Source organism: Mesorhizobium sp. WSM4813 (assembly GCF_055811555.1).
The window spans coordinates 19,538-44,023 of record NZ_JBVVQU010000044.1; the positions used below are offsets into that span (position 1 = coordinate 19,538).

At 60.3% G+C, this 24,486-nt stretch carries 20 protein-coding genes; 5 read left to right on the top strand and 15 right to left on the bottom strand.

Annotated features, from left to right (window positions below; translation table 11 throughout):
* Positions 1-25: 25 nt before the first annotated feature.
* Positions 26-223, bottom strand: a complete 198-nt coding sequence (locus AC0L25_RS23055; RefSeq protein WP_473597626.1) for a hypothetical protein — start codon at positions 221-223, stop codon at positions 26-28.
* A gap of 342 nt (positions 224-565) precedes the next feature.
* On the opposite strand from AC0L25_RS23055, the gene AC0L25_RS23060 reads away from it, so the two are divergent.
* A complete protein-coding gene (locus AC0L25_RS23060) occupies positions 566-1,981 on the top strand; it encodes a DUF5939 domain-containing protein (protein WP_473597627.1) in 1,416 nt (471 codons plus the stop codon).
* Between the two features lie 57 nt (positions 1,982-2,038).
* Here AC0L25_RS23060 and AC0L25_RS23065 read toward each other — a convergent pair whose 3' ends face one another.
* The 8 genes from AC0L25_RS23065 to AC0L25_RS23100 form a co-directional block, all read right to left on the bottom strand.
* Positions 2,039-2,518: a class I SAM-dependent methyltransferase gene (locus AC0L25_RS23065; protein ID WP_006326864.1), complete on the bottom strand. Its 480-nt coding sequence runs from the start codon at positions 2,516-2,518 to the stop codon at positions 2,039-2,041.
* Between the two features lie 141 nt (positions 2,519-2,659).
* Positions 2,660-3,841 carry an ABC transporter permease gene (locus AC0L25_RS23070; protein WP_473597628.1) on the bottom strand — a complete coding sequence of 394 codons (1,182 nt, stop codon included), beginning with the start codon at positions 3,839-3,841 and terminating at the stop codon, positions 2,660-2,662.
* A complete protein-coding gene (locus AC0L25_RS23075) occupies positions 3,838-4,836 on the bottom strand; it encodes an ABC transporter permease (protein WP_254023574.1) in 999 nt (332 codons plus the stop codon). Before AC0L25_RS23075 ends, AC0L25_RS23070 begins: the two co-directional genes overlap by 4 nt.
* Before the next feature lie 2 nt (positions 4,837-4,838).
* Positions 4,839-6,737, bottom strand: coding sequence for an ABC transporter substrate-binding protein (locus tag AC0L25_RS23080; protein WP_473597629.1), 1,899 nt, complete (start codon positions 6,735-6,737; stop codon positions 4,839-4,841).
* Positions 6,734-8,629, bottom strand: coding sequence for an ABC transporter ATP-binding protein (locus AC0L25_RS23085; protein WP_473597630.1), 1,896 nt, complete (start codon positions 8,627-8,629; stop codon positions 6,734-6,736). Before AC0L25_RS23085 ends, AC0L25_RS23080 begins: the two co-directional genes overlap by 4 nt.
* A 164-nt stretch (positions 8,630-8,793) precedes the next feature.
* Positions 8,794-10,134 (bottom strand): adenylate/guanylate cyclase domain-containing protein, encoded by a 1,341-nt coding sequence (locus AC0L25_RS23090; protein ID WP_473597631.1) that lies wholly within the window; start codon positions 10,132-10,134, stop codon positions 8,794-8,796.
* 182 nt (positions 10,135-10,316) lie between these two features.
* Positions 10,317-11,660, bottom strand: a complete 1,344-nt coding sequence (locus AC0L25_RS23095; RefSeq protein ID WP_473597632.1) for a nucleotide sugar dehydrogenase — start codon at positions 11,658-11,660, stop codon at positions 10,317-10,319.
* 109 nt (positions 11,661-11,769) lie between these two features.
* On the bottom strand, positions 11,770-12,930 hold the full coding sequence (locus AC0L25_RS23100; RefSeq protein WP_473597654.1) for a DUF3095 domain-containing protein: 1,161 nt from the start codon (positions 12,928-12,930) through the stop codon (positions 11,770-11,772).
* A gap of 92 nt (positions 12,931-13,022) precedes the next feature.
* Between AC0L25_RS23100 and AC0L25_RS23105 the strand changes: the two genes are divergently transcribed.
* Positions 13,023-14,111 carry a glycosyltransferase family 4 protein gene (locus AC0L25_RS23105; RefSeq protein ID WP_473597633.1) on the top strand — a complete coding sequence of 363 codons (1,089 nt, stop codon included), beginning with the start codon at positions 13,023-13,025 and terminating at the stop codon, positions 14,109-14,111.
* Positions 14,108-14,872 (top strand): polysaccharide deacetylase family protein, encoded by a 765-nt coding sequence (locus AC0L25_RS23110; protein WP_473597634.1) that lies wholly within the window; start codon positions 14,108-14,110, stop codon positions 14,870-14,872. Before AC0L25_RS23105 ends, AC0L25_RS23110 begins: the two co-directional genes overlap by 4 nt.
* A 1-nt stretch (position 14,873) precedes the next feature.
* Here the strand turns inward: AC0L25_RS23110 and AC0L25_RS23115 are convergent, their stop codons facing one another.
* The 3 genes from AC0L25_RS23115 to AC0L25_RS23125 form a co-directional block, all read right to left on the bottom strand.
* Complete coding sequence (locus tag AC0L25_RS23115; RefSeq protein WP_473597635.1) at positions 14,874-15,728, bottom strand: MBL fold metallo-hydrolase; 855 nt, start codon at positions 15,726-15,728, stop codon at positions 14,874-14,876.
* A gap of 193 nt (positions 15,729-15,921) precedes the next feature.
* Complete coding sequence (locus tag AC0L25_RS23120; protein ID WP_473597636.1) at positions 15,922-16,371, bottom strand: cyclic nucleotide-binding domain-containing protein; 450 nt, start codon at positions 16,369-16,371, stop codon at positions 15,922-15,924.
* Positions 16,372-16,636: 265 nt separating this feature from the next.
* A complete protein-coding gene (locus AC0L25_RS23125) occupies positions 16,637-19,351 on the bottom strand; it encodes an ABC transporter transmembrane domain-containing protein (RefSeq protein WP_473597637.1) in 2,715 nt (904 codons plus the stop codon).
* Positions 19,352-19,380: 29 nt separating this feature from the next.
* Between AC0L25_RS23125 and AC0L25_RS23130 the strand changes: the two genes are divergently transcribed.
* Both AC0L25_RS23130 and AC0L25_RS23135 read left to right on the top strand, forming a co-directional pair.
* Positions 19,381-19,851, top strand: coding sequence for a hypothetical protein (locus tag AC0L25_RS23130; protein WP_473597638.1), 471 nt, complete (start codon positions 19,381-19,383; stop codon positions 19,849-19,851).
* A complete protein-coding gene (locus AC0L25_RS23135) occupies positions 19,814-20,488 on the top strand; it encodes a methyltransferase domain-containing protein (RefSeq protein WP_473597639.1) in 675 nt (224 codons plus the stop codon). The genes AC0L25_RS23130 and AC0L25_RS23135 overlap by 38 nt, the downstream gene beginning before the upstream one ends.
* Positions 20,489-20,547: 59 nt before the next feature.
* Here the strand turns inward: AC0L25_RS23135 and AC0L25_RS23140 are convergent, their stop codons facing one another.
* From AC0L25_RS23140 to AC0L25_RS23150, 3 genes are read right to left on the bottom strand one after another with little or no spacing between them, the layout of a single operon-like run.
* Positions 20,548-21,744 carry a glycosyltransferase family protein gene (locus AC0L25_RS23140; protein WP_473597640.1) on the bottom strand — a complete coding sequence of 399 codons (1,197 nt, stop codon included), beginning with the start codon at positions 21,742-21,744 and terminating at the stop codon, positions 20,548-20,550.
* Positions 21,741-22,985 (bottom strand): glycosyltransferase, encoded by a 1,245-nt coding sequence (locus AC0L25_RS23145; protein WP_473597641.1) that lies wholly within the window; start codon positions 22,983-22,985, stop codon positions 21,741-21,743. Before AC0L25_RS23145 ends, AC0L25_RS23140 begins: the two co-directional genes overlap by 4 nt.
* A 1-nt stretch (position 22,986) precedes the next feature.
* On the bottom strand, positions 22,987-24,201 hold the full coding sequence (locus tag AC0L25_RS23150) for a glycosyltransferase family protein (protein WP_473597642.1): 1,215 nt from the start codon (positions 24,199-24,201) through the stop codon (positions 22,987-22,989).
* Between the last annotated feature and the right edge of the window lie 285 nt (positions 24,202-24,486).

Consider the following 24,486-nt stretch of genomic DNA (forward strand, 5'->3'; position numbering starts at 1 on the left):
CTCAAAATCCAGTCGTCTCTGCAACCTATGACGCCGATTGCGAGCTAAAATACCGGGAGGCGGCGTAGAGTTTGAAGACGCCGCTGATGCCGATCCAGCCGAAAAGGTCGAGCCAACACAATCTCCCGGTTGCCGTCCAGTCGATCCGGTGCACCGCAGCGTCGGTGATGACGACGCCAAGGATGGCAAGCAGGCCAATCAGAAACTGCGCCAAGCCGAGCACCAGAAGTTCCTCGCGCGGCGTGCTTCTCCGGACGAGATATATACCGCCCGCACCGGCCGGCGCTTACGATCGGGACGATGATGACCCACCACAGAGAAAAGGCGCAGGGCCGCGGGAAATGGCGCGTTGTTGGAAGCCGGCATGGTGCCCAAAGATGAATGCCCCATGGACCATCATAGTGCCGCTTGCGGCCGGTGAAAATCCGCCGAATGGAAATTGACCTGTCATCAGGCTTATCCATTCGAATGGCCGTACGGTCCGTTTCGAAGTAAGATGGAGCACTCGGACCAAAGACCGGTCCGGCCAACACGCCTCGGGGGCGCATTTTCCGGAGCCTGCACGATGAACGAAGCTCAGGATCTGTTCTCGCTTCTGCGGCAATCGACCGATCTCGATCCGCAGGCAATCGACGCGATCCAGCGAACCATCGCTGAGGGCAAGGACCGCGATCTTTGCCGCATCAATGCGCCAGCCTTCGCCGGCAAGCATGGCCTCGACGAGGAACGCGCCATAAGCGCCTTTCTCCATGCGGCGCGGGTGGGCATCTTCGACATTTCCTGGAATGTTCTGTGCCCCGGCTGTGGCGGCGTGCTCGACACCAACGCCACGCTGAAAACCCTGCAGAAGGACGAATACACCTGCGCGCTGTGCTCCGAGGGCTATTCGCCGACCCTCGACGAGATGGTCGAGGTGACATTCACCGTCAGTCCCCGCGTGCGCAGGATTGCCGCCCACAATCCTCACGAACTGCCGTTGATGGAATACTTCCGCCAGATCTACTGGGGGTCCGGCGTCGATCTGCCGGAAGAGGATTTCGCAAAAAAGATAGAAGCGTTCTCGCTGGAGGATATCGAGCTTGCCCCCGGTGAAAAGGCGGTTCTGCCCATACAGATTCCGTCTGAATTCATCATCGTCTTCGAGCCGGTCACCCATTCAGTGCAGTTCATCGACGGGAAGGGCGAACCAACAAAAGACCGCCGAAGCCTCTCTTTGGTCTTCGACCGCGACCATGTCCAGAACCAGACGCTGGAGATGCAACCCGGCCCGTTGCGCATTTCGCTGGAGAACAGGACCGACACCCGCGTGCTGCCGACGGTCTTCATCGCCGGCCAGCTATTGCATGATTTCCTGGGCAAACGCCGGCCCTTCCTGACCGCCAAGCGCCTGCTCACCAACCAGACGTTCCGCGATCTCTATCGCACGGATACACTCGACATCAACCAGCGCCTGAAGATCACCAGCCTGACCTTCCTGTTCACCGATCTGCGCGGATCGACCGAGCTTTACGAGCGGGTGGGCGATCTTTCAGCCTTCGATCTCGTGCGCGAGCATTTCCAGATTCTGCATGAGATCGTCGCGGCGGAGGCAGGCGCGGTGGTGAAGACGATCGGTGATGCGGTGATGGCGACCTTCGCGACGCCTGATCGTGCGATTGCGGCGGCCCTCAGGATGCGCGATGCCATGCGTGCGCTCAACGACAAGAGCGGGCGCGAGGATCTGCTGCTCAAGATCGGAATCCATGCCGGCCCCTGCATCGCCGTGTCTATGAACGAGCGACAGGACTATTTCGGCCAGACGGTCAACATTGCTTCGCGGGTCCAGAACCTTGCCAACGCGCAGGCGATCTTCGCCACTCGTGCGGTGGTCGACGACAATCTCACCGCCGATCTGTTGCACAGGAACGCGCTGACGCCCGTGCCCCACGAGGTCTCGCTGCGCGGCATTGAGCGGGAGATAGCAGTCTATACGATCCCCTGAAGACTCGGCCCCGAAGAGAAGGCTTAGGCCCCTCAAGATTTGGGCCGTCTCCGGCCCTTACACGCGCCTGCAGAGGAAATACCGATCGGCGGGCTCCGAAGTCGGCGGCGGGAGGCGTTGCAGCAGCGGGTGATCGAGCGGCGTGCCACTGACCGCGAAGCCGCCGACGCGAAGCAGGCGCGCAATCAGATCGGGAAGCCAGGTAGACGTCACTGCATCGCGATCGTCATAGCCGGTGCCGATGTCGGCATGAACAAGAGCCGCGTCGATGCCAATGAACTTGCGGGCCGTCTCGCGTATTTCGCCGAGCACGAGGTTTTCAGCGTCGGGAATTGAGCTGGCGTGTGCGCCAACTTCGCGGTCGAACACCACGATCCGGCGCCCGGGCAGGCGCTCGCGCAGATGGTGGAACGTCCTGCCATTGCCGAGGCCGAGCTCGAGCACAAGCCCCTCCATCTTCGCCACCTCGGGGCAGATTTGATTGAGAATGTCGCGCTGTGCGGTCATCCTGCTGATGAAATTATCGAGGCGACTCATATGCGATTGTATGTCCTGAACCAGCAGCCCCGATCGAGGCTTGCCGCATATAGAGGCGAACGACGAACCTTGCAATAACACAACCGGCCGCCGACAAGCATCATACGGGTCGTCGGCAGGCCGCGCGGCGAAATAGCGATCTCACTTGTAGGGGTCTGCGGCGTCCCGCAGGCCGTCGCCAAGGAAGTTGAACGCCAAGATGACGAGAATGACGGGGAGCATCGGCAAAAGCAGCCATGGATAGAACGCGATGACGCTGACGCTGCGCGCCTCGGTGAGCAGGATGCCCCAGCTGGTTATCGGCGCCCTCAGGCCGAGCCCCAGGAAGCTCAGCGCCGTCTCGCCCAGGATCATGCCGGGTATGGAGATCGTCGCCGTCGCGATCAGATGCGACATGAAGCCGGGAATGAGATGCCGCCCGATGATGCGGCTGCTTCTGGCGCCCATCAATTGCGCGGCCAGAACGTAATCCTCCTCTCGCAAGGCTAGAAGCTTTGAACGCACGGCCCGCGCCAATCCGGTCCAATCGAGCAGCCCGAGGATGACGGTGATGCCGAAATAGATCAGGATCGGACTCCAGGTTATCGGCATGATCGCCGCCAGAGCCAGCCATAGCGGAATGCTGGGGATCGATTGCAGAACTTCGATTACCCGTTGAACGATCAGGTCGAAGATACCGCCGTGATAGCCGGCCAGTCCGCCGATCACGATGCCGAGCAGGAAGCTGAAACTGATGCCGACGAGGCCGATTGTCAGTGAAATGCGTGCGCCATAGATGATGCGCGAGAGCACATCGCGCCCCAGCCTGTCGGTGCCGGCCAAAAAGAGCTGGCCGTTTTCGGCAGGGCAGACAAAATGCCTGTCACCTTCGATCAGGCCCCAGAACCGGTAACTGTCGCCCTTGCAGAAGAAACGTATCCGCTGAACATCATCCTTTTTCTCGATGTAGTTCCGCTTGAGCGTGTCCATATCCAGCGTCATCTGGCGCCCATAGACGAACGGCCCGACGAACTGGCCGTTGTGGAACAGGTGCACCCGCTGCGGCGGCGAATAGATGTAGTCCATGTTGCGCGTGTGCAGATCGTAGGGCGCCAGGAACTCGCAGACCAGTATCCCGAAATACAGCACTGCCAGGAATATGCCGGATACAACGGCAAGCCGGTGCTTTCGGAATTTCCACCACATCAGCCGCAACTGCGACGCCTGAAAGACCTTCGACTGCTCCGGCGTCATCGCCTCGACCGACTGCAGGTCAATGGGCGCGATGGAAACGTAGTGTTGCAGTGGAGCACCTGGAGCGGGCAGCGGTGAAAGCGTGTTCATTTGGTGCTGCCGCCCTGCAAACGAATTCGTGGATCAAGCAATGCCAGCGCCAGGTCGGAAATCAAGACACCGATGACCGTCAGGAAGGCGAGGAACATCAGGAACGACCCTGCCAGATACATGTCCTGGCTTTGCAGCGCCTTGATCAGCATCGGCCCGGTCGTTTCCAAAGACAGCACAATCGCCGTGATTTCGGCGCCGGAGATGATGGCCGGCAGGATAGAGCCGATGTCGGAAATGAAGAAATTGAGCGCCATTCGCAGCGGATATTTGACCAGCGCCTTGAACGGATGAAGTCCTTTGGCGCGCGCGGTCACGACATATTGCTTGTGTAGCTCATCGAGAAGATTGGCGCGCAGCCGCCGGATCATGCTTGCCGTGCCCCCGGTGCCGATGATCAAGACCGGAATCCAGAGATGGGCGAGGATCGACTTCGCCTTGGCCCAGCTCATCGGCTCGCCGAGATATTGCTGGTCCATGAGATGGCCGATTGATGTGCCGAACCAGATGTTGGCGAAATACATCAGGATCAGCGCCAGCATGAAGTTCGGAATGGCAAGGCCGAGAAGGCCGAAGAAAGTCAGGCCGTAGTCGCCCCAGCTGTATTGATGCGTAGCGGAGTACATGCCGATCGGAAAGGCGATGAGCCAGGTGAAGATGATCGTGACGAAGGAAACCAGCACGGTCAGCCACATTCGGTCCCCGACGACATCGCGAACCGGCATCTCATATTCGAAGGAGTAGCCGAAGTCGCCCTGTAGCATCCCGCCGACCCAGTAGAAGTAGCGAATGACCGGTGGCTGGTCGAAACCATAGTCCTTGCGCATCATCTCGATGCGATCGGAATCCACCGCTTCGCCCAGAGCCCGAAGCTCGGCAACATGGCTGTCGAAATAGTCGCCTGGTGGAAGTTCGATGATCGTGAACACCAGTGCCGATATGACCAGCAGCGTTGGAACCATCACGGCGATGCGCCAGACAAAATATCGAAGCACGCTCAGGACTCTCCAAGCCAGAATGTATCCGGCATGTAGACACCGAAATAGGCGGTCGGGTCGTAGCCGTAGAGCGCCTTTTCAGGCAGATTGCGCAGCCGCGAGGACACCAGGACCGGCTGATGCGTTCCGTTCACGGTGCCGATCGAAAACACCTGATCGGTGTAGATCGACAGCATCGAATTCCAGATTTCGGCGCGCTCCGTGGCTTTGGTCGATGCGCTCCAGCGCTTGAGCAAAGCCATCAGCTCGACCACTTCAGGAAGATCGGGCGCCTCACCGACCTTGCCATGGGACAAGTAGTGAGCACCCCAGAGCGGCCATTGCAGCTGGTCGTCGACGGTGGGGGCCAGCTGGTATGGGTTCATGTCGGCGGTCGGCACGCCATTGTCGATGCCCGACCACATCGACATCATGATCTGGCCGCCAAGCGCGCGGCTGCGGAAGATATCGCGCTGCGAAGTCCGGATGAACAGGGCGATCCCGATCTTGCGCCAGTGATCGGTGATGAGTTCGAGCGCGTCGGTTTCCAGCGTGCTTTCGCCGGCCGTTTCCACTATGATCTTCGCCGGGCGTCCATCGGGAAGTATCCGCAGGCCGTCATCGTCACGCGTCTGAAGCCCGACCTCGTCGAGCAGGGCATTGGCCTGGTCGGGATCATGGGCGACCCAGGCTTTCGCGAATTCCGGCCGGTATAGCGGGCTCTCCGGCAGGACCGTATCGGCACTTTCCTGCGCCAATCCGTAGAACACGGCCATATTGATCTCGCGCCTGTCCACAGCGAGCGAAAGTGCGCGGCGCACGCGCACGTCACGCAAAAGGCCACGCCACGTCTGGTCGGCACAATTCAGATTGGGCAGCAGCGCCAGCCGCGAGCCCTGTGTGCGTTTCCAGAGATGCATCTTCACCGGGTAGCGCTTCTCCGCGTCCTTCAGGAAGGCGTAATCGCTGAAGTCAATTCCCATGCTTTGCAGGTCGCTCTCGCCCGCACCGGTCTTGGCGGAGATGATCGCCGACGAGCTGACATTCAGGAGGATCCGGTCGACATAGGGCAGTTGCCGGCCATTCTCGTCTATTCGATGAAAGAACGGGTTGCGCTCGAAGACGAATTGCTCGGCCGGCGGCTTGGTCCGGTTCTGCCAGGGATCGAGCGTCGGCAGTTCCGGATTCTCCGGGCGATACTGCCGCGACATGCGGATGTGCAGGAGCGTCCATTTCTTGGCCCGGTTCTCCTTCATTAGGCCGGCGAGCCGGAATGGATCCTGGTATTTCTTGTGGAACTGCTTGAGATAGGCGGCCGGCAGAACAAGCGGCAGCGGCGAGGCAGCAGCAAGCTTGGGCAGGAAGTCGGGATTGGGCGCATCCCAACTATAGCGGACCGTCCACGGATCGACGATCTCGAAGCGTGGCGGCTTGCCGCCCGCCAGCAGGGCCGGGGCAAGCCCGCCTTGCGAAAGCTCATCGTTCAGCCAGACATCTTCCCAGCAATAGCGAAAATCCTCCGGCGTCAGCAGGCTACCGTCAGACCATTTATGCCCTTCCCGAATCTTGAAAGTGAAGACGCGATCATCCGCTACGTCGAAACTTTCGAGAATGTCGGGTTGCAACTTAAGCTTTTCGTCATAGCCGACCAGGCGAGCATACCCGTAGATCGTCATCATCCGGATATCTTTCTGGCTGCCGATGATCGTGCGCAGCGTCCCGCCATACTGGCCGGGCTGCCGCCCCATCGCGGCGAGGTTCAACACGCGCGGGCTCTTGGGCAGGCGTTCGGCGAGTGCCGGCAGCGCCTTGGCCTTCAGCCGCGGCTGAAGAAATTCCGGCTCCAGATCGCCGGCGCGCAACGTGCCCGGCAGAAATACCGAAGCCATCAGGCCAAGGACGGTGCGCCGGCCGATCAATGGCGTAGCTCGCTGACATCGGCCGAACGTCGGGCCAGCACGAGATGGCCGCCGCCAAGATCGAGCGGCGACAGCATATCCTCGTCGCCCTCGTCGCGGAATTGCGGTCCCCATGCGCTGGTGTCGGAAGCACCGCTGAGTTGCAGCGTCTTGAAATCCATCGGCCTGTCGAGATCGGGGAAAGGTACAGCGGCAACCAGTGAGCGGGTGTAGGGGTGGACCGGTTTCCTAAGCAGGATTTCGCGCGGCGCAAGCTCGACGATACGCCCGCCGCACATCACCGCGATGCGGTCTGCCATGTAATCCACCACCGCCAGGTTGTGGGATATGAACAGGTAGGTCAGGCCCAGTTCCTTCTGCAGGTCCTTCAGAAGGTTCAGGATCTGCGCCTGGACAGAGACATCGAGCGCCGAAACCGGCTCGTCGCAGATCAGGAGTTCAGGCCCTAGCGCCAACGCGCGCGCGATGCCGATACGCTGACGCTGCCCGCCGGAGAAACTGTGCGGATAACGCTTGATGAAGCGCGGATCGAGCCCGATTGCCTGCATCAGGCTCTTGACCGTGGCGAGTCGGGACGCGACATTGCCGCGTTGATGGATTTCCAGCGGCTCGCTCAAGATGTTCTCCACCGTCATGCGAGGTGAAAGCGACGAAACCGGATCCTGGAAGACCATCTGGATTTTCGCGCGCAGCATGCGCAGGGCGTCTCTCTCAGCTTCCAAGACGTCGATCGGTCCATCGCGGCCATTGAAAATCACAGAGCCGCCGCTAGGGGTGACAGCCCGCATGAGGATCTTGCTGACGGTGGTTTTACCGGAACCGCTTTCGCCGACCAGACCCAGGCACTCACCCCGCCTGATATCGAAGCTCACGCTGTCCACGGCGCGAACAGAGGTCTGATGAGCCCCGCTGAACCATCCGGACTTGCGGGTGGTGAAGGTCTTTTTCAGATCCCTGACCGACAGCAGGATGTCGTCCGGCCCCTTCGACGCCGGCGCCGTCTGCTTGCCGAGCAGGTTCCCGACATTCACCGGCACCTCGCGGAGCGCTTTTAGCCTTTCGCCAGGCTTCAGATCGAAATGCGGAACGGCTGCCATCAGGCCCTTCAGGTAAGGATGACCTGGCCGGCGGAATATCGCCTCGACAGGTCCCGCTTCCATGATCTCGCCATGGTAGATGACCACCACCTCGTCGGCGACATTGGCGACCACGCCGAGGTCGTGCGTGATCAGTAGCATCGCCATGTTCAGCTTGGTCTGAAGCTCGCGCAGCAATTGCAGAATTTGCGCCTGGATGGTGACGTCCAGCGCCGTCGTCGGCTCGTCGGCGATCAACAAGGCGGGCCGGCAGATAAGCGCCATCGCGATCATGGCGCGTTGACGCAATCCTCCCGAAAGTTCAAAGGGATACATGTCATAGGCGCGCTTGGGATTGGGAAAGCCGACAAGGCCGAGCATTTCCACGGTCCGCGCCTTGCGCTCCGCCCGAGCCATGGGGGTATGAATCTGCAGGGATTCGCTGACCTGGTTGCCGATCGTGTGCAGCGGCGACAGCGATGTCATCGGCTCCTGAAAGATCTTGCCGATGCGGCTGCCTCTCAACGCCCGGATATCGGGTCCGTCACGCGGCATCTGCAGGATATCCTGCGTCGTGCCGGGCTTTTCAGGATCGGAAAACAGGATACGGCCGCGAACATGGGCTGTGTTCGGCAAAATACCCATCACTGCCTGGCTTATAACCGATTTTCCGGAACCGGACTCGCCCACAAGCGCGGTAACCTTGCCGGGCAGGACGCGAAGATTTGCACGCCTGACGGCATGCAACGGCCCCCCAATAATGGCAAAAGAGATGCCAACATCCTCGATCCGCAGCAGATCAACACCCGAATTCATTCTCACACCAGCCCCACTCTGGCAGCCTGCCGGGCGGCAGACCCAGAAAGCGAGACTAGCGCATTGCCAGCCTAGAGCAACTTGGATTCGAGTCGGTCGCCAGTTCCCTGGCGGAACCGGCGACCGGACTGCATACCAATGGCGTTCGGATCAGATCGTGGCGGTTACTGGAGCTTTCTCGGGTCGCCCGCCGACAGCCGCGCGGCATCGCGATGAAGCAGCATGACCTGTTCGGCGTCCGATATTCGGTCGTAAATCGGCTCCAGCGCACCGTCCTCATCGAGTGCGAGAGCACCCGACAGATCGGGTGAAAGCACCGTCAGCTTCTGCTTAATGCCCGCCAGTTCCTCGTTGCCGAGCGTCAGCCAGCTGTTGGCGCCGCAATAGCTGGCGAAGTCTTTGCTGGCGAGAACGCTGTGCGGATATTTCTTGGTCAGGGTCTGGAGGCGCTGGACCTCGTTTACAGCCGAGCCGAAGACAGAGAATGTGAGCCGGTCTGTAAGCCCGACATTGCCGAACATCACATTGCCGACATGCAGGCCGATACCAAAGTTTATGTCGCCCAACCCCTGCTCCTTTCTGCGCAGATTGAGATCCATCATGCGCGCCGTGGCTTTGTGCGCTGCCGCAAGAGCAGCCTGGCAGGCGATCTCGGACTGCGAGCGGTGCCTTTCGCAAGGGTAGACGGCAATGAAGCCATCCCCCAGGAAACTCATGATCTGCCCGCCTCCGCGATTGAAAGGTGCAGCAATGGCATCGAAAAACTGGTTCAGCGTATCGATGTAGATTTCGCGGCCGGAAGTTTCGGCAAGCCTTGTCGACCCGCGCATATCCGCCATGACCAGTGCGGCCCGGATTGTATCGCCCTCGCCGCGCTTGATCTGGCCGTCCAGCACGCGCCTGCCGGCGTCGCCGCCGAGATAAGTGGTCATCATGTTGTCGGCCAGCTTGGTGAGCACCGCCATCTTGGTTGCGATAGCGAGATGGTTCTGGATGCGCAGCAGCGCTGAAATCATGCTCTCGCTGAAGCCTGAAGCGCTGTCGGTGGACCAGGACCCGATCATGCCCTGACTGGTATTGCCGTTGAAGGGATGCACGAAAGCCATGTAATCGGTCACGCCCATAAGCCTGAGTTCATCGAAAATAGGAAATTCTGACGGCACCGACTGGTCGAGCCGGCGCCGCAGATGGTCGAGCTTGTTGCTGAGCAGATGGTAATATGGGCTGGTCAGGAATCTGTCAGAATGAACGCCGTCCTTTTTGCGGAAGCCTTCCACTTCCATGCCCTGGCCGCGAAGCCAGGTGAAGCCAAGCGCGTCATAAAGCGGATGAAGCATCGAAAAGCTCAAATGCACCCGCTTCAGCGGCAGGCCGGCAGCAGCCAGCCGTTCACAAAAGCCGTTTACCAATGTTTCCAAGGCGTCGCCCGCCAGTGCCGATTGGGTCAGCCAATCGGCAACCTTATCCATGAGAATGGTGGAAATTTCTGCTTGCGCTGTGCTCATGCTATCTTGAGACCCGTCGAAAACGAGCCATTCTCCTTTCTAACGACCCAAAGATAAGACCCTCGAAGTCAATAATGCCCTTCGGCGGCAAAAGCCGGCGAAGAGGCATTATGTGGCGAGGCTGCCGGCGGAGTGCAATCATGATCCTGACATCAGGCAAAAATTCGCCGGCTCAGACGCCGTCAGGCTTTCACCACCGTCTCTCGGGCTAGCCCGAGGCGGCCAAAAACATTGCGTGTGTCGACGATCAGAAGAGCGTGATCAGCGATCGCCTGATAGTCGATCGCGTCGTGGTCGGTTGCAACGACGACAGCATCGAAATCCTTCAGGGCCGCCTCGGTCAATTCGACCGAGCGGCGCCCCTTGATCGCCATATGCTCCCGTGTGGTCGGAATCTCGGTAACATGCGGATCGTGGAATTCCGCCTTGCCGCCCCATTCCTCGATGAGTTCAATGAGCCGCAATGAGGGGCTTTCGCGGATGTCGGGCACATTCTTCTTATAGGCGAGCCCGATGATGAGAATGCGCGAGCGGCTGAGCGCTTTGCCGCAGCGCCGATCCAGCGCCTTCGCCAGTTCATCGACCACATGACGCGGCATGGCGGTGTTGATCTCTGCCGCCAGCTCGATGAAGCGGGTGGGCAGTTCGTATTCGCGCGCCTTCCACGTCAGGTAGAAGGGATCGATCGGAACACAGTGCCCGCCAAGTCCGGGGCCAGGATAGAAAGGCATGTAGCCGAAGGGCTTGCTCTTTGCCGCCTCGATCACCTCCCAGATGTCGATGCCCATCGCACCGAGCACGACCTTCAACTCGTTGACCAGCGCTATGTTGACCGAGCGGAAGATGTTTTCCGTCAGCTTGACCGCCTCGGCCGTCGCCGTGGTGGAAACCGGAACGACGGTCTTGACCACGCCCTGGTAGAAAGCCTGCACGAGCGTCGCCGCTTCAGTGCCGTCGCCTGCCACGACCTTGGGGATCGTCGCGACTTCAAAGCTGCGGTTGCCGGGATCCTCGCGTTCGGGCGAAAAGCCGAGGAAGAAGTCTATCTTCGACTGCAAGCCGGTTTCTTCCAGTATGGGCTTGAGCACGTCGTCGGTGGTGCCGGGATAGGTGGTCGATTCCAGCACGATCAGCTGGCCGAGACGCAGATGCTTCGCGATGGTGCCTGCCGTGTTCCTGACAAAGGAGAGGTCCGGCTCGCGGTTTTTCGTCAGCGGTGTCGGAACGCAGATGATGATGACATCGCAGACGGCCAGTTCGGCAAAATCCGCGGTGGCGCGGAAACGTCCGCTCGCCACCTGGCCGGCAAGAACTGTCGGCGTCACCGCCTCAATGTAGGATTGGCCGTTGTTCAGGCTCTCGACCTTCTGGGCTTCGATGTCGAAGCCGGAAACCGGGAAGCCGGCGCGTGCGATCGCAACCGCCAGCGGCAACCCGACATAGCCCAGTCCGATCACGCCGACTTGCGCGGCGCGCGTCGAAATCCGGTTCAGAAGACGGTCATGTGCCGATCGTGAGGCGTCCAAAAATCTGCTTTCCGTCAATTCGGACAGGCCGTCCTCCCATAGCGAGGCTCACCTGGTTCGCCAAGAACCCAGAGGCATATTGCGGAAAATCGATTTCCGCAAGGCGTCGTCAGACCGGCACCTTCGCCTTCAGGCTTGCGGCGGCCATCGCATAGCCGCCGGCGGCGCCGTCAATGAAATGAACGTGATCGCGCTGCAGCGGCGAGGCGACGAGGCATGTCATCAAGGCCGATTTCTGGCGGTGCAGGCCATAGTTGCAGATGCCCGCCTCTTCCGCCTGTTTCAGCCGGTTCTCGATCCGTTGCAACACATCCGCGTCAACGTCGATGGTCATCTTCAAGCCGTCGTCGAACTTCCGGAAATCCGAATTGCTGGCCACGTCGCGTTTGTAGACCTTCGGATCGAAACTGCCGATCGTCCAGCCATATCTATCGGTGACAGCCGTAAGCGTCATCAGAAACAATATCCACAGCTTCGACAGCCATCGCCATCCTGCCGGCGCCATGGCCCGCGCCTCGATATCGAGGCCGGCGGGCGGAAAACTGTAGCCCGGCCCGTTCACCGGCACCGGGTGGCCATCGCGTTCCTGCCCGCCGGCAAGGGCGATAATGTCGGAAGCCAGAAACTGAAAACCGCGCAAGTCGCGCGACGCCCCCGGTATAGCTATGATCGAGACGATTTCGCCATGCCGGGCTTCGATCGGGTTCCAGCGGCAGGAGAGGCCGGTCAGATCCGGCCGCGCGCCGGCTGGCGCAGGATCGATGCGGTAACGCCCCGCTTTCATCTCGGCTTCCGCCCAACTGCCGCCACCGCCGGCGAACATGGCATAGAAGACCGCTTCGGAGGCCCGGAACCTCGCCACGCGAACGTCGAGGCCTTGCGCTCTTATATCCTTTATCGGCACGATTGCGGCACGCAAGGTCAGGCCCATTTCGTCCGCCACCCATTTCTGGACGGCCGCCAGCGCGTTGCGGGTGATCTCCAGCGCCGAGCCGGGAAACGCCACGAGCGCGCCGTCGCCGCCGAAGACAAAAGGAAGATCTCGCCGACCCAGCGCATTGAGCAGCGCCGAAATGACGCTGGCGCCGGCCATATTGACGGTTTTATAGCGCCCAGCCTCGATCGCCTTTGTCGAGCCGACGATGTCGGCGGTGGCCAGCGCCCAGCCATCCGGCAGAGGCCGATAGTTATCGATATCGGTAACGCTTTCGAACTTTGCGAAGACCGGCAAAGAAGCGACAAACGGATCGGACGCGGCAGCTGTTTCCATGAGCATCAGATAGCACATTCCACTGCTTGAGGGGGAAGTCGATCATGCTTCGAAATTGACTTGCGCAGGCTTTCCGATGATAGGGTCCGGCGATGCGAATTGCCTTCTACGCGCCGCTGAAGTCGCCCAATCATCCCGTTGCCTCCGGCGACCGCCAGATGGCACGGATGCTGGTCAAGGCGCTGGAGCATGGAGGGCATAGCGTCGAACTAGCATCCGAATTGCGCTTGTATCTACGCGAACCGGAGTCGAAAAGTTTTGATGCGCTCAAGCTCGATGCCCGAGAGCAAGCCGCGCGGCTGACAAAGCTTTGGGATCGTGACGGCAAGCCCGATCTCTGGTTCTCCTATCATCTCTATTACAAGGCGCCCGACCTGATCGGACCCGAGCTGGCGTCGGCCTTTGCTATCCCCTATGTGACAGCGGAAGCCTCCTATTCGAGGCGGCGCAACGCCGGTTTGTGGGCTGATACACAAGCGTTGGTGGCGCGAGCCGTCGAACAGGCAGCGCTGAACATCTGCTTCACGCAAAGGGATCGTCAGGGACTGACGGATGCCATTCCCGACGCCGCTCTCGGTATGCTTTCGCCCTTCATCGACGCATCGGCATTCCGGGAAATGCCGGCACGGGGTTGTCCGACGCGCCTCGTTACCGTAGCCATGATGCGCCCGGGCGACAAAGTCGAAAGCTATCGCATGCTGGCGCAGGCGCTCGGTCCGATCGGCCACCTGTCCTGGACCATGTCGGTCGTCGGGGATGGGCCTGCCCGTGACGAGGTCAAAGCGCAATTCGCCGGCTTGCCCGCCGACCGTATCGAATGGCTTGGTGCGATTGAGCCGGCCGCCGTGCCGGATGTCCTCTACAGTGGGGGAATTTACGTCTGGCCGGGTTACGGCGAGGCCTATGGCGTTGCCTATCTTGAAGCACAGGCCGCCGGCCTTCCGGTGGTGGCTCAGGACATCGCCGGCGTGCCGGAGGTCGTGCGGGATGGCCAGACCGGGTTTCTCACCCCGCCGGGCGATGTGGCGGCGTTCGCTTCTGCCATTGAAAGGCTTCTGGCCCGTAACGACGAAAGAACCATCATGGCCGCGGAAGCCAGACGTTTCATCCTCGAAGAACGCTCCCTCGGTGTTGCAGCGGCGCGTCTGGCCGAACTTCTTGCGAAGATCCCGGTTTCATGACATCCGATCAGATCTGGCAGCCATTGGTGGAAGAACTGGCGTGCCGGCAACGGGCGGACCGTAAGGCAGAGTTCTGGCTGCGTGACGATGACGCCGTGGATCCGACGCCTGCGCTTGATCGGCTCCTCGACCTCACCGGTGAATTCGCGGTTCCGGTCACTCTGGCCGTCATTCCGGCCCTGACTGATGAGAAGCTTGTCGCCCGGCTTGACGAGGCGCCGCATGCCACGGTCGCCATCCATGGCTGGGCGCACCGAAATCATGCGCCCGAGGGCCAGAAAAAGCAGGAGCTCGGCGCGCATCGGCCGCGCAAGGCGGTACTCGATGATCTGGCTCACGGGCTGTCGCACGTAACCGGACTGCACGGCGCACGTGCCGTTCCGATGCTGGTGCCCCCCTGGAACAGGATCGACGCCGGCTTGGTATCCGACCTTGGATCGATAGGATTTGCGGCATTGTCGGCCTATGGGCCGCCGAAGCCGGCTCCACTGGCGGTCATCAACAGCAATGTCGACATCATGGATTGGCATGGCACGCGCGGCTGCCGCGATCACGGCCTATTGGTTCAGGCTATCATCGCGCAATTGCAGCATGCATTCGACGGCGGCGAACCGGTCGGCCTGCTCACCCACCATCTCGTGCATGATGAATCGGCCTGGCTTTTCCTCGAACGGCTGTTCACAGTCACCGCACAGACTGAAGCCTGCGCATGGCTTTCGATCAGGACATTGATCGGGCGCGGCGCCGGCAGAGGAAAATAGCTCAGCGCTTTTTGCGCAATGAGACTGGAAATTTGAGCGTCTGGCCATCCCGCGCGGCAAAAGCGCCGGTAAACCTGTCTTTGGCCAGTTTCTCGATCTCGTCCAGTTCCGCGTCGGTGCGTGTCGGATCGTGGTGAAACAGCGCAAGCCCCCGCGCACCGGCCGCCTCACAGAGCTTGACGCCCTGTTGCCATGTCGAGTGCCCGTAACCGCGGCGGTGTTCCATTTCCTCCTCGGTGTAGGTGCAATCGTAAATGACGAGGTCGGCATCTTCGATCAGGCCGAGCACCGCCTGATCGAGTTTGTCCGGCTCGTGCTCAGTGTCTGTGATCACCGCCACGACGCGGCCGCCCCATTCGACCCGGTAGCCTATGCAGCCGCCCGGATGGATAAGACTGCCGGTTCGGACGACCACCCCTTCGCGCGGCCGAAGCACGTCTCCGGATACGAAATCGCGATAGTCGAGCCTTGCCTTGCAGAACTCCAGTTTCATCGGAAACCACGGCGGCCGCATGAACTCATCGACCATCTGCCGGGTCGTCATGTGTCCTGCAAGATGCCCGGACCAAAGCGTAACCTTGACGCTTCGGTCATAAATCGGCGCAAAAGACGGCAACCCGATGATGTGATCGTAATGGCAATGGGTGAAAAGCAGGTCGAAATCGGTCACGCCCAACGCCTGAAGCGCCCCGCCGGCAGGCCGTAGGCCAGAGCCTGCATCGAATAGAAGCGTATGCTTACCGCATCGCATCTCAATGCAGATTGTGTTGCCGCCATAGCGAGAGAATTCTGGCCCCGATACCGAAATGCTGCCGCGAACGCCCCAAAACCTGACCAGGAAAACGTCGTCGTCCATGCTACCCCTTCGCAGTCCCCGCCGCCCATAGTAGCCAAACAACTGCTGCTAGAGCAATTCCAGGAAAAGTGTGAAACGGTTTTCCGTCCGGAATTGCGTCAAAACAAACAGGCGAGACAGGTTTTCTCCGGGTGACCTTCTCAGCAAGAGGACAGTGCCATCACGACGGCGAGGATCGAGCGCACGTCATTCGTTATTTGGCGCTTCGTGCGTCGATCAGATCCGCGGTCGTATGGCTTAGGCGATCGGCAAGAACCCGCAATATTTCGATGGTCATTTCCGGGAACTCCCTCATAAGCCTCAGGAAATGATCCTTGCGGATTCTCAAGGCTTCCAGCTGACTTGCCGCTCTGACGGTGGCAGTGCGGGAGCTGTTGCACAATATGGCAATCTCGCCAACAATCGAATTTGGCTCCAGTTCGGCAACTTTTATCGGTCCGCGGTCGGAATCGACCAGAATATCCGCCCTGCCTGAAAGGATGACATAGGCGGCGTCTCCCTCGTCGCCCTGCCGGAAAAGGATCTGGCCGGCGCTGTAGCTCACGCGATCGGATGTGAACGCAAGCAGCTTGAGCTTTGTCGGCTCGATGGCAGAGAACAAGGGAACGCGTTGCAGCATTCCAACTTCGTCCTTGAGCAGCATTGTCGCAAACCTTTCAACTTCGCCTTTGCCAGACTAGAGCAACGGCCGCCCAGATGGAATTCTGTTTCCGGTGGCGAGACGAACCACGCGAAAGGTGGCGAGCCCGATGTCAAGCGATCGGGCGATGCCGCCTGACAAAATGGCGTCCGCCAGCCGGAAACCCGAAGAGCCGGGTGAATTTGCGGCCGCTACGCCCTTCGCCGAATCCCTTGACCTTGCAGCAAATTCCCACCGGCAGAATGATCCCATCTGAATGTTCGTTGCTCTATGACAGCAGTTCCTTGAAGATACCGTTCCCTGCCAAAAGTGTCTCGTGTGTTCCGTCTTCCACCAATTGACCCGAGTCGAAGACGATAACGCGATCGAACATCATCGCCATTGCCGGATTCGTCAGGACCCACACAATTGCCGGCGAATGGCCGTCGCGCCTGGCTTCCTCGAGCACGTTTCGCAGCACCTTATCCTGCATGCGCTGGTCGAGCGCCGACAGCGGCCGGTTGAGAATGAGAAAATCGGGACGCTTGAGCAGGGCTCGGGCAACATCGAGCTTCTGTCGCTGTCCACCGGTCAGCCGCCTGCCGCCGGCTCCGACGTTGAAGTCCAGGCCGACATCCAGAAGTTCGGCATAAAGCCCCAGTTCGTCAAGAATGTCATAGACGATGGTCCGTATGCGGTCCGGCGCGTCGGGATGGTTGTTGCCCACACGCCCGAACAGGACATTATCCATGACGGTGGCCGCGGCAATGTATTTGGCAGGATCGTACCGTTCGATCGCATTTTGCAGCTCGGGCGGCAGGTTTTCATAGAACCGGCTGCGTGCAGCGACGATCTTGCTCATCAGTTCGTCGCTCAGCAGTCCGAAACGGTGCCGGGGCTCGATATAGGCAAAGCTCAAGGAGACGATCATGGCGCGGTCGCTCTCCGAAACCGCCTCGTAGGCCCGGTTCTTGAGCCGTTGCAGCAAGGTTTCGTAGGTGGGGATCTCCTCGGCGCTCATGAAGGCGAGCTGCTGGAAGAACTGGTGATCGGGCGGCAGGTCGGCAAATAGCTCGATCGCCTGTTCGGCGATCTCCATGCCCATTTCGTAGAGCGTGCGGTCGAGGCCGGCTTGCCTCAGCACAGAAGCAAAATAGGGATTGGCCGCTAGAGCCCTGTCGGCCAGTTCGGGGCCGGCGGCAGCGCCGAAGAGCAGGTTTTGGCCGATTGTTGCTTCCTTGTTGTAGGCGCCCGGTTCGAAAGGAACCACCAGTCCGCTCAGCCCTTCGCGTTCGAGCCGGGTTCGCAGCGCCGCACGCAGTTCGACGATCCGCCTGGCAAGCTCCGTATGGCGCGTGAGGTCGGCCGAAGAGCGCAAGCCGAGATCCAGGATGTCGCGCGACAGAACAACCGCGTCGAGCACTCGGCGCACGGCTTCAAAAAGGTCGTGCGGGCCGGTAGCGCCGGCGGCAGCATAGTCGATCCAGTCGCTGTGGATATCAAGCTCCGGATTGCCCGACCGGCGCGCCTCGTTGATGTTCCAGCGGTGCTGGTCTGCCGCGGCACCGTCATAAGTCACCGATGTCAGCGGCGCATGCTTCAACCCGTAGAGCAGGTTATCGCGGAGGCTTGCCTGGAACAGGAAAACATCCGATGAGGCATAGGACATGCGCCGGCCGGTCACTGCTTCGGGGAGTTCAAGCAGGTCGTCGGCGCCCGAAACGACCCTTCCGCTATCCGGCCAGTTCAGCCGCGCGAAGGCTTCTGCAAGCGCCTCGGCTCCACCTGTTGCGGTACTGACCAGCGCCACCGTCTCACCCGGCTTGACCTTGAGGGAGATACGGTCGAGGAGCATTGCACCGCCATCGTCTGCTATGGACAGACCGATCGCGGACAGGGGTTTGGTCATCGGCTCGGGAGCGTCGATCGTCAATGCCCCGATTCTCGGCGCAATGAGATTCTCGACGGTAAACTGTTCAACGACCTGCTGATATTTGACCTGGACATCCTGCCGCGCCTGATCCCAGTCGATCAGTTCCTTCATCGGTCCGGGCAGTTCCTTGTAGGCGCTGATCACGGCCACGAGCTGGCCGACGTCCAGCCGCCCCTGGATAACCAGGTACCCGCCGATCATGTAGAACAGAAAAGGCGTGATCTGCGCGAGAAAATTGTTGAGGAACTTCACCATGAATTTCCATTGGTAAAGATCGAAGCGGATCTTGAAGATGAGCCCGAGCCGGGCAGCTATGTCGGCCCGCTCGTAGTTTGATGTATCGTGGACGTGAACCGCGCCGATGCCGTCGACGATTTCGCCAATCCGGCCCGAAAGCGCGCGTGCCGTCAACTGCCGTTGGCGCCCGAGCACGATCAGCCGCCGCCGCATTCGCGGGATGAGCACGATCTGGAACGCCACGATCACGGCGGCTATCATTCCGAGCCAGAAGTTCTGGATCATGATGAACAGCATGGCCGTCAGCGCCTGGCCGCCGAGCAGCACCGGCTGCACGAAGGCATCGCCGATGAAGCCGCCCAGCGGCTCCACCTCGTCCTTCACCATGGTCGCCACTTCGGCGGATTTCACCCGCTTGAAGTAACCCGGCGGAAACCGCAGCACACGATCGAGAAGATCAAAGCGGATACGCCGCAGCATGCGTTCGCCGAGGCGGCCCTTGTAGGTGTTGATGTAGAGTTTGAACAGGCCGTTGATGACGACTAGCAAGAGGAAGACAATGCTCAGGGCAAATAGCGTCTCCTTGCGGTCGAGCTGAAAACCGGAGAAGAACTGGACCTCTCCGATGAACGGCAGGTTGTAGTGTAGCCTCATGAATGGCTGGGTCGCGCCCGGTTGCTCGAAGCCGCTACCTTGGATCGGGCCGTTGACGATCAGCTTCGGCAGGTCGAAGGACATGAAATACGGGATCATCGAAAGCATGACGATCATCAATATCCAGAGCTGCTGCTTCTTGGTGTGCGTCCAGATATAGCGGGCTAGGCTGGGTTCCATAAGCGGCTGTGGACCCTTCAGTTGAAAGCATGCAGGATGTAAAAGCACCTGCTGGCGAATGGCGTATCGGCAATTTCTTCGTCGCCACCGACAAGCTCGAAGCTGCAGCGCACGGAGATTGTCCTGCGCTCGACAATGGAAGGAACCTGCGAGGCGGCGCGATCCAGTTCCGGCGCACGGTCTATGACAACGCCATGGGCATTGCTGATCAGCGAAGAAAGCAGCCGGCCAAACGGTTCGCGGCTTCTGTAGGGTTTTGGCGAATAGCCGAGCAGCACGAGGCCGCAGCTGCACCGCTGGTGCTGGCGGATGGACGCCGATGGTCCGGACAGATGCAACAAGCTCTCTCCGGCACCGGGCAATGGCGAAGCGGCTTGCTGCATAATCACGTCCGCGAATCAACAGCCTTGCGGGAGGCAAGATTGCGTTGTGTCGCCCGAAATCCCAACATACAAGACAAATATGATGGATGTCACGCAACCACGCAATGCCGGCATTGACTGGCACGAGCAAGCCCTGGACCTCACGCGGGGAATTGCTGCTTATGTCAACTGCTCTCTGGTGGCGGGGCTGGCGCGCGTCATCGCCAAGCATCCGAATGCCGATATCGCCAACGCCTTCAACCACAAGCAGGTCGCCTGCAAGATGTGGGCGCTCGACAGGCTGTTCGAAAGCTGCGGCGGCCGGTTCGGGCGCGTATGGGTTCTGGGTGGATGGTACGGCGTATTGCCGGCAATGCTTTTCAACGACGCCCGCTTCGACGTCGCGGCGGTCGACAGCATCGACATCGATCCTGAAGTCGCGCCGGTCGCCCGGACCCTCAACCGGGAAGCCGGCGACCGGTTCCGGGCGCTGACGGCAGATATGTACGCACTCGACTATGCGGCCGGGCGGCCCGACCTGATGGTCAATACGAGCTGCGAACACATAGCCGATCTGCCCGCCTGGCTTGCTCTGCTTCCGCGGGGCACGAATGTACTGCTGCAATCGAACGATTATTTCAGCGAGCCGACGCACATCAACTGCGTGGCTTCACTTGCAGCCTTCGAAGAAATGGCGGCGCTACGGGAGGTGCGGTTCTCCGGCGAACTGCCGACAAAAAATTATACGCGCTTCATGCTGATTGGAACTGTTTGAACGGATTTCGCCCAAAAATGCGTCGCGCGTCGCGCGAATCTCGCCAGACGCGACGCGCGTTAGAATCTATCCTCTGTTTGATGATGAACTTTTCCGAAACCGGGCCCTACTTTTAGGGACCATGTTCGATACCGCTCGCGCAGGATTTGCGCCGAGCGACGCGCGCCTTCCAGATCGAGACGATGCGCGGCTGGCGTCGGTCCCACAAGCGCCTGTTCGATCGCTTGCGCCAAACCTTCAGGGGTTAGGTCCTTTTCCATCAGCACCGTTGCAAGACCGAGTTCTTCCAGCATCAGGGTGCGAACCGTCTGTTCGGTTTCCCCGCCGGCTGCAAATGGAACGAGCAGAGAGCGACAACCCGCGCGCAGGACATCGCAGACCGTGTTGTAACCCGCCTGCGAGACTGACAGGCGGGCGCTGGTCAGCAGGCTGGCGAAATCCTCGCGGAACCGGAAGATGGACAGGACCGGCGTCGCATTGCGTGCGATCGAGTCAAACTCGTCTTTCGGCAGGTTTGGGCCGGTGATCAAACACCATTTCCAAGCGTTGTTGGCATTGCGCGCCGCTGCGATGGTGGACCTGACAAGGCTCTTTCCGGCAGCCCCGCCGCCAACCGACACCAGAACGTCGAAGCGCTCGGAGGCCGCGGGCGATGGCGGCGCGGCAACGAGCCCTGTGTAGGCGACCTCGGCCCTGATCACCCCAGCCAGTGGAAATGTCTTGTCAATGGTCGCGAAAGCCGGATCGCCGTGGACCATAACAAGGTCGAAATGCCTGTTGATCAGATCGACCGTTTCCTCGTTTCGGCCCGGCTTGACGCGCTCCTGAAGGATATCACGGACGGACGTCGCCAGCAGCGGTCTGGGCGAGGTCGCGTCGATGGCCTCGATCAGCGGCAGGAGTTCGAAACGCATCTGCCGGCGTCCAAATGGAAACGCCTCGACAATGACGATATCAGGCCTGCAATCCCGGAATGCCTGCAGCAGCATCTCTGAACGCCATTTCTTGAAATCATCGTCGATGGGTTTGCCCTGCAGATCGACAAGTCCGGAAAATCCTTCATCACCGGAGGTGACAGGTGGCAGGGTTACAGATTTTACACCCAGTCCCGGAAACCCGGCGATCGGCGCTCCGCCGGTCACGACGGTTACGTCAAACCCGTCATCGACCAGAGCCGCCGCAATGCGGCTGGCGCGCGCGAGATGGCCGATACCGAGCAGGTGCTGGACATAGAAGAAAGCGCGCAGCCGCTTCATTCGGCGGCCCGCCACTCCCGCTCGAACAGTTCCTTGAGCTGTCCAATGCTTGCCATATGATCGAAATTGCCGCGCACGCGCCGCTCTGCGGCGTCGCCGAGGCGGGCGCGCAACACGGGATCACGGATCAGGCGCTCCAGCGCCTGTGCCAGGGCAATCGGGTTTTCCGTCGGAACCAGCAGCCCGGTTTCATCCGGCGATAAAAGCTCCGGCACGCCGGAAATATCGGTCGATACGCAGGCAAGCCGCTGGCTAGCAGCCTCCACCAGAACATTCGGCAGACCGTCCCGGTCGCCATTTGCGGTGATCCTGCAGGCCAGGGCGAAGATGTCGGCGCAGCGGTAGTGCTCAAGCACCTCGTCCTGCGCAAGCGCGCCTTTCCAAGAGACGCGACCATCCAGTCCGAGCTTTTGCGCCAGCGCCTTGAACCGTTCCAGTTCCTCGCCGCCGCCGATATGCTCGAAGCGCCACGCCAAATCACCAGGCAAGAGGGCAAGGGCCTCCAGCAAGGTATCGTAACCTTTCTTTTCAACGGCGCGCCCAACACTCAGAACGATAACCGGTTCGTCCGGCGCCGAGCCGTCATGCTGTTTTCGCGCCTCGCCGAAACTGCCGAAGCGATCAAGGTCGAGTCCATGATAGCTCAGATGCACAGGCGAGCTGCCGTTAGCGAGTTTTTTCAGACGGTCGAAGCCGGTTTTCGTGCAAGTGACCGTCCAGCGCGCCGAGGAAAGCTTGCCAGCCAGATCCCAGTCCGCCGAAGTCCAGATGTCCTTGGCATGGGCCGAGCAGCTCCAGGGCAGGCCACGAAGCTGGCTGGCATAGCGCGTCACTGATGCAGGTGTATGCGCGAAATGTGCATGCAGCCAGCCCGCGCCTTCCGGCCATTCAGCCGCCAGCACGAGCGCTTGCCCGAAGCGGCGCGCGCGATTGCGCGTAAAGTCGCGGCGGATATCGGTAGCCAGCGATCGGAGCGCGCGCCAGAAGCCAGGCCGCAGCAGATAAGCAAACAGCGAGCGAACCACGCGCAGCGGCTCTTCATGCAGATATTCCGGCAGATAATGGACGGGCGCTTTGATCTCGTCATGCACGGGGTGGCGTTTTGCGTCGGTCGGCCGCCGGAGCGCGACGAGTATCAGGTCGAACCCCGCACGCTCCAGACCGAGCAGTTCCTGCGCGATGAAGGTTTCCGACAGCCGCGGATAACCCTTCAGAACCACGACGATCTTGCGATGTTGCAACTCAGTTCATGCCTTCAATGACTGAAAGGTGATGGCCGGCCCGCCGGTCGAACAGTTCCGCGACGATTTCGGAAATGTGAGGCAGCCCTTCCAGCGTCAGATGCGGATGGCTCTGCGATGGGCCGGGCCGGTCCGGCAGCACCTTCAGTGCATTGGCAAACCGCTGGGAATCCCCGGCTTCTTCCGGCAAAAGCATCTCGATGAGGCCGAGTTCGGCTGCGCGCCGTGCTCGGATCAGTTGTTCCTCGCGGGGCTCGACGCGCGGCACGATCAGCGCCGGCTTGTCGAAAGACAGTATCTCGCAATAGGTGTTGTAACCGCCCATCGCCACGACTGCCTTGGCGCCGGCAATCAGCTCTTCCATGCGGTTGTCGAACTCGATGATCTTGATATAGGGGATCTTGGACCCCTTCTTGAGCAGCTTGTTGCGCTTGCGCGCCGGCATGTAAGGCCCGAGCACGATCAGCGCCCTATGCTGCAATTGCGGATCCTGCTGATAGGCATCGATGACGTTGTGGATCAGTTCGGCGCCGTCACCGCCGCCACCGGTGGTAACCAGGATATAGTCGCCCTCGGGCCGATGGCCGGGCAACTCGTTCTTCTGCAGGCTCCGTTGCAGGAAACCGACGAACTTCATCTTTGCTCTGATAGCCGACGGCACATCCAGGCCGGTCAACGGATCGTAGAAATCCGGCGGACCATAGGCCCAGATCTTGTCGTAGAACAGGCCTATCTTGCGCATCACATCCCTGCGTGCCCACTCTGCTTCGAGCAGATGCGGCGCGTCCATCACCTCGCGCAGGCCAAGCACGAGCGTGGTGCCCCGCGTCTTGAGGTAGGACAGCGTGTCCTCGATCTCACCGCGCAGGCCGAGCGGTTCCTTGTCGACGATGAAGATATCCGGCCGGAAGGTCTCGGCTGTGTGGCGGATGATCGACTGGCGCATTCTTAGCGTCTCATGCAGATCGATATCCTTTTCCAGCGAGGTGTACTCGCCGTTGCGCAACTTGATGACGCTGGGGATCTTCACGAAGTCGACGCGGGCGCGGTAGTCGAAGGCGCCAGCGATAGTCGCACCCGAAATGATAAGCACCTGAAGTCCGCGGAAATCCTCAACCAGCGAATGCGCGATCGTCCGGCAGCGCTGCAAGTGGCCGAGCCCGAACGTGTCGTGGCTGTACATGAGAATTCGAGCATTTGGTACGTGCTGGGTCATTGTTGAACGTCTTTTAGAATTCTCGGCTTGAGGACCGTCGGTGACCCGCACGAACCATCCTCGCGAGCCTACCGACTGTTTTGAAACATGAGGGCGCAATTTTCAATTTGTATTACCCAAGAGGGCCATATGCTGAAACCAGGAGGCTGCGTCTACTTAGCGGCCTGCTTGTCACGTGGTCCAGAAGAACCTGCATCATTTCACTGGTATTGACCATCTCGGATTCTCGGCGGCCTTGACCGCCATCGCGGACATCCTAAACATTGGGCGCGGCGGCCGCGTTTT

Bases quoted from the DNA above. Each gene is read 5' to 3' on its own strand.
- AC0L25_RS23060 (WP_473597627.1), top strand. From the start codon at position 566: ATGAACGAAGCTCAGGATCTGTTCTCGCTTCTGCGGCAATCGACCGAT.
- AC0L25_RS23065 (WP_006326864.1), bottom strand. From the start codon at position 2,518: ATGAGTCGCCTCGATAATTTCATCAGCAGGATGACCGCACAGCGCGAC.
- AC0L25_RS23070 (WP_473597628.1), bottom strand. From the start codon at position 3,841: ATGAACACGCTTTCACCGCTGCCCGCTCCAGGTGCTCCACTGCAACAC.
- AC0L25_RS23085 (WP_473597630.1), bottom strand. From the start codon at position 8,629: ATGAATTCGGGTGTTGATCTGCTGCGGATCGAGGATGTTGGCATCTCT.
- AC0L25_RS23090 (WP_473597631.1), bottom strand. From the start codon at position 10,134: ATGAGCACAGCGCAAGCAGAAATTTCCACCATTCTCATGGATAAGGTT.
- AC0L25_RS23100 (WP_473597654.1), bottom strand. From the start codon at position 12,930: ATGGAAACAGCTGCCGCGTCCGATCCGTTTGTCGCTTCTTTGCCGGTC.
- AC0L25_RS23105 (WP_473597633.1), top strand. From the start codon at position 13,023: ATGCGAATTGCCTTCTACGCGCCGCTGAAGTCGCCCAATCATCCCGTT.
- AC0L25_RS23110 (WP_473597634.1), top strand. From the start codon at position 14,108: ATGACATCCGATCAGATCTGGCAGCCATTGGTGGAAGAACTGGCGTGC.
- AC0L25_RS23115 (WP_473597635.1), bottom strand. From the start codon at position 15,728: ATGGACGACGACGTTTTCCTGGTCAGGTTTTGGGGCGTTCGCGGCAGC.
- AC0L25_RS23120 (WP_473597636.1), bottom strand. From the start codon at position 16,371: ATGCTGCTCAAGGACGAAGTTGGAATGCTGCAACGCGTTCCCTTGTTC.
- AC0L25_RS23125 (WP_473597637.1), bottom strand. From the start codon at position 19,351: ATGGAACCCAGCCTAGCCCGCTATATCTGGACGCACACCAAGAAGCAG.
- AC0L25_RS23130 (WP_473597638.1), top strand. From the start codon at position 19,381: ATGCAGGATGTAAAAGCACCTGCTGGCGAATGGCGTATCGGCAATTTC.
- AC0L25_RS23135 (WP_473597639.1), top strand. From the start codon at position 19,814: ATGATGGATGTCACGCAACCACGCAATGCCGGCATTGACTGGCACGAG.
- AC0L25_RS23140 (WP_473597640.1), bottom strand. From the start codon at position 21,744: ATGAAGCGGCTGCGCGCTTTCTTCTATGTCCAGCACCTGCTCGGTATC.
- AC0L25_RS23150 (WP_473597642.1), bottom strand. From the start codon at position 24,201: ATGACCCAGCACGTACCAAATGCTCGAATTCTCATGTACAGCCACGAC.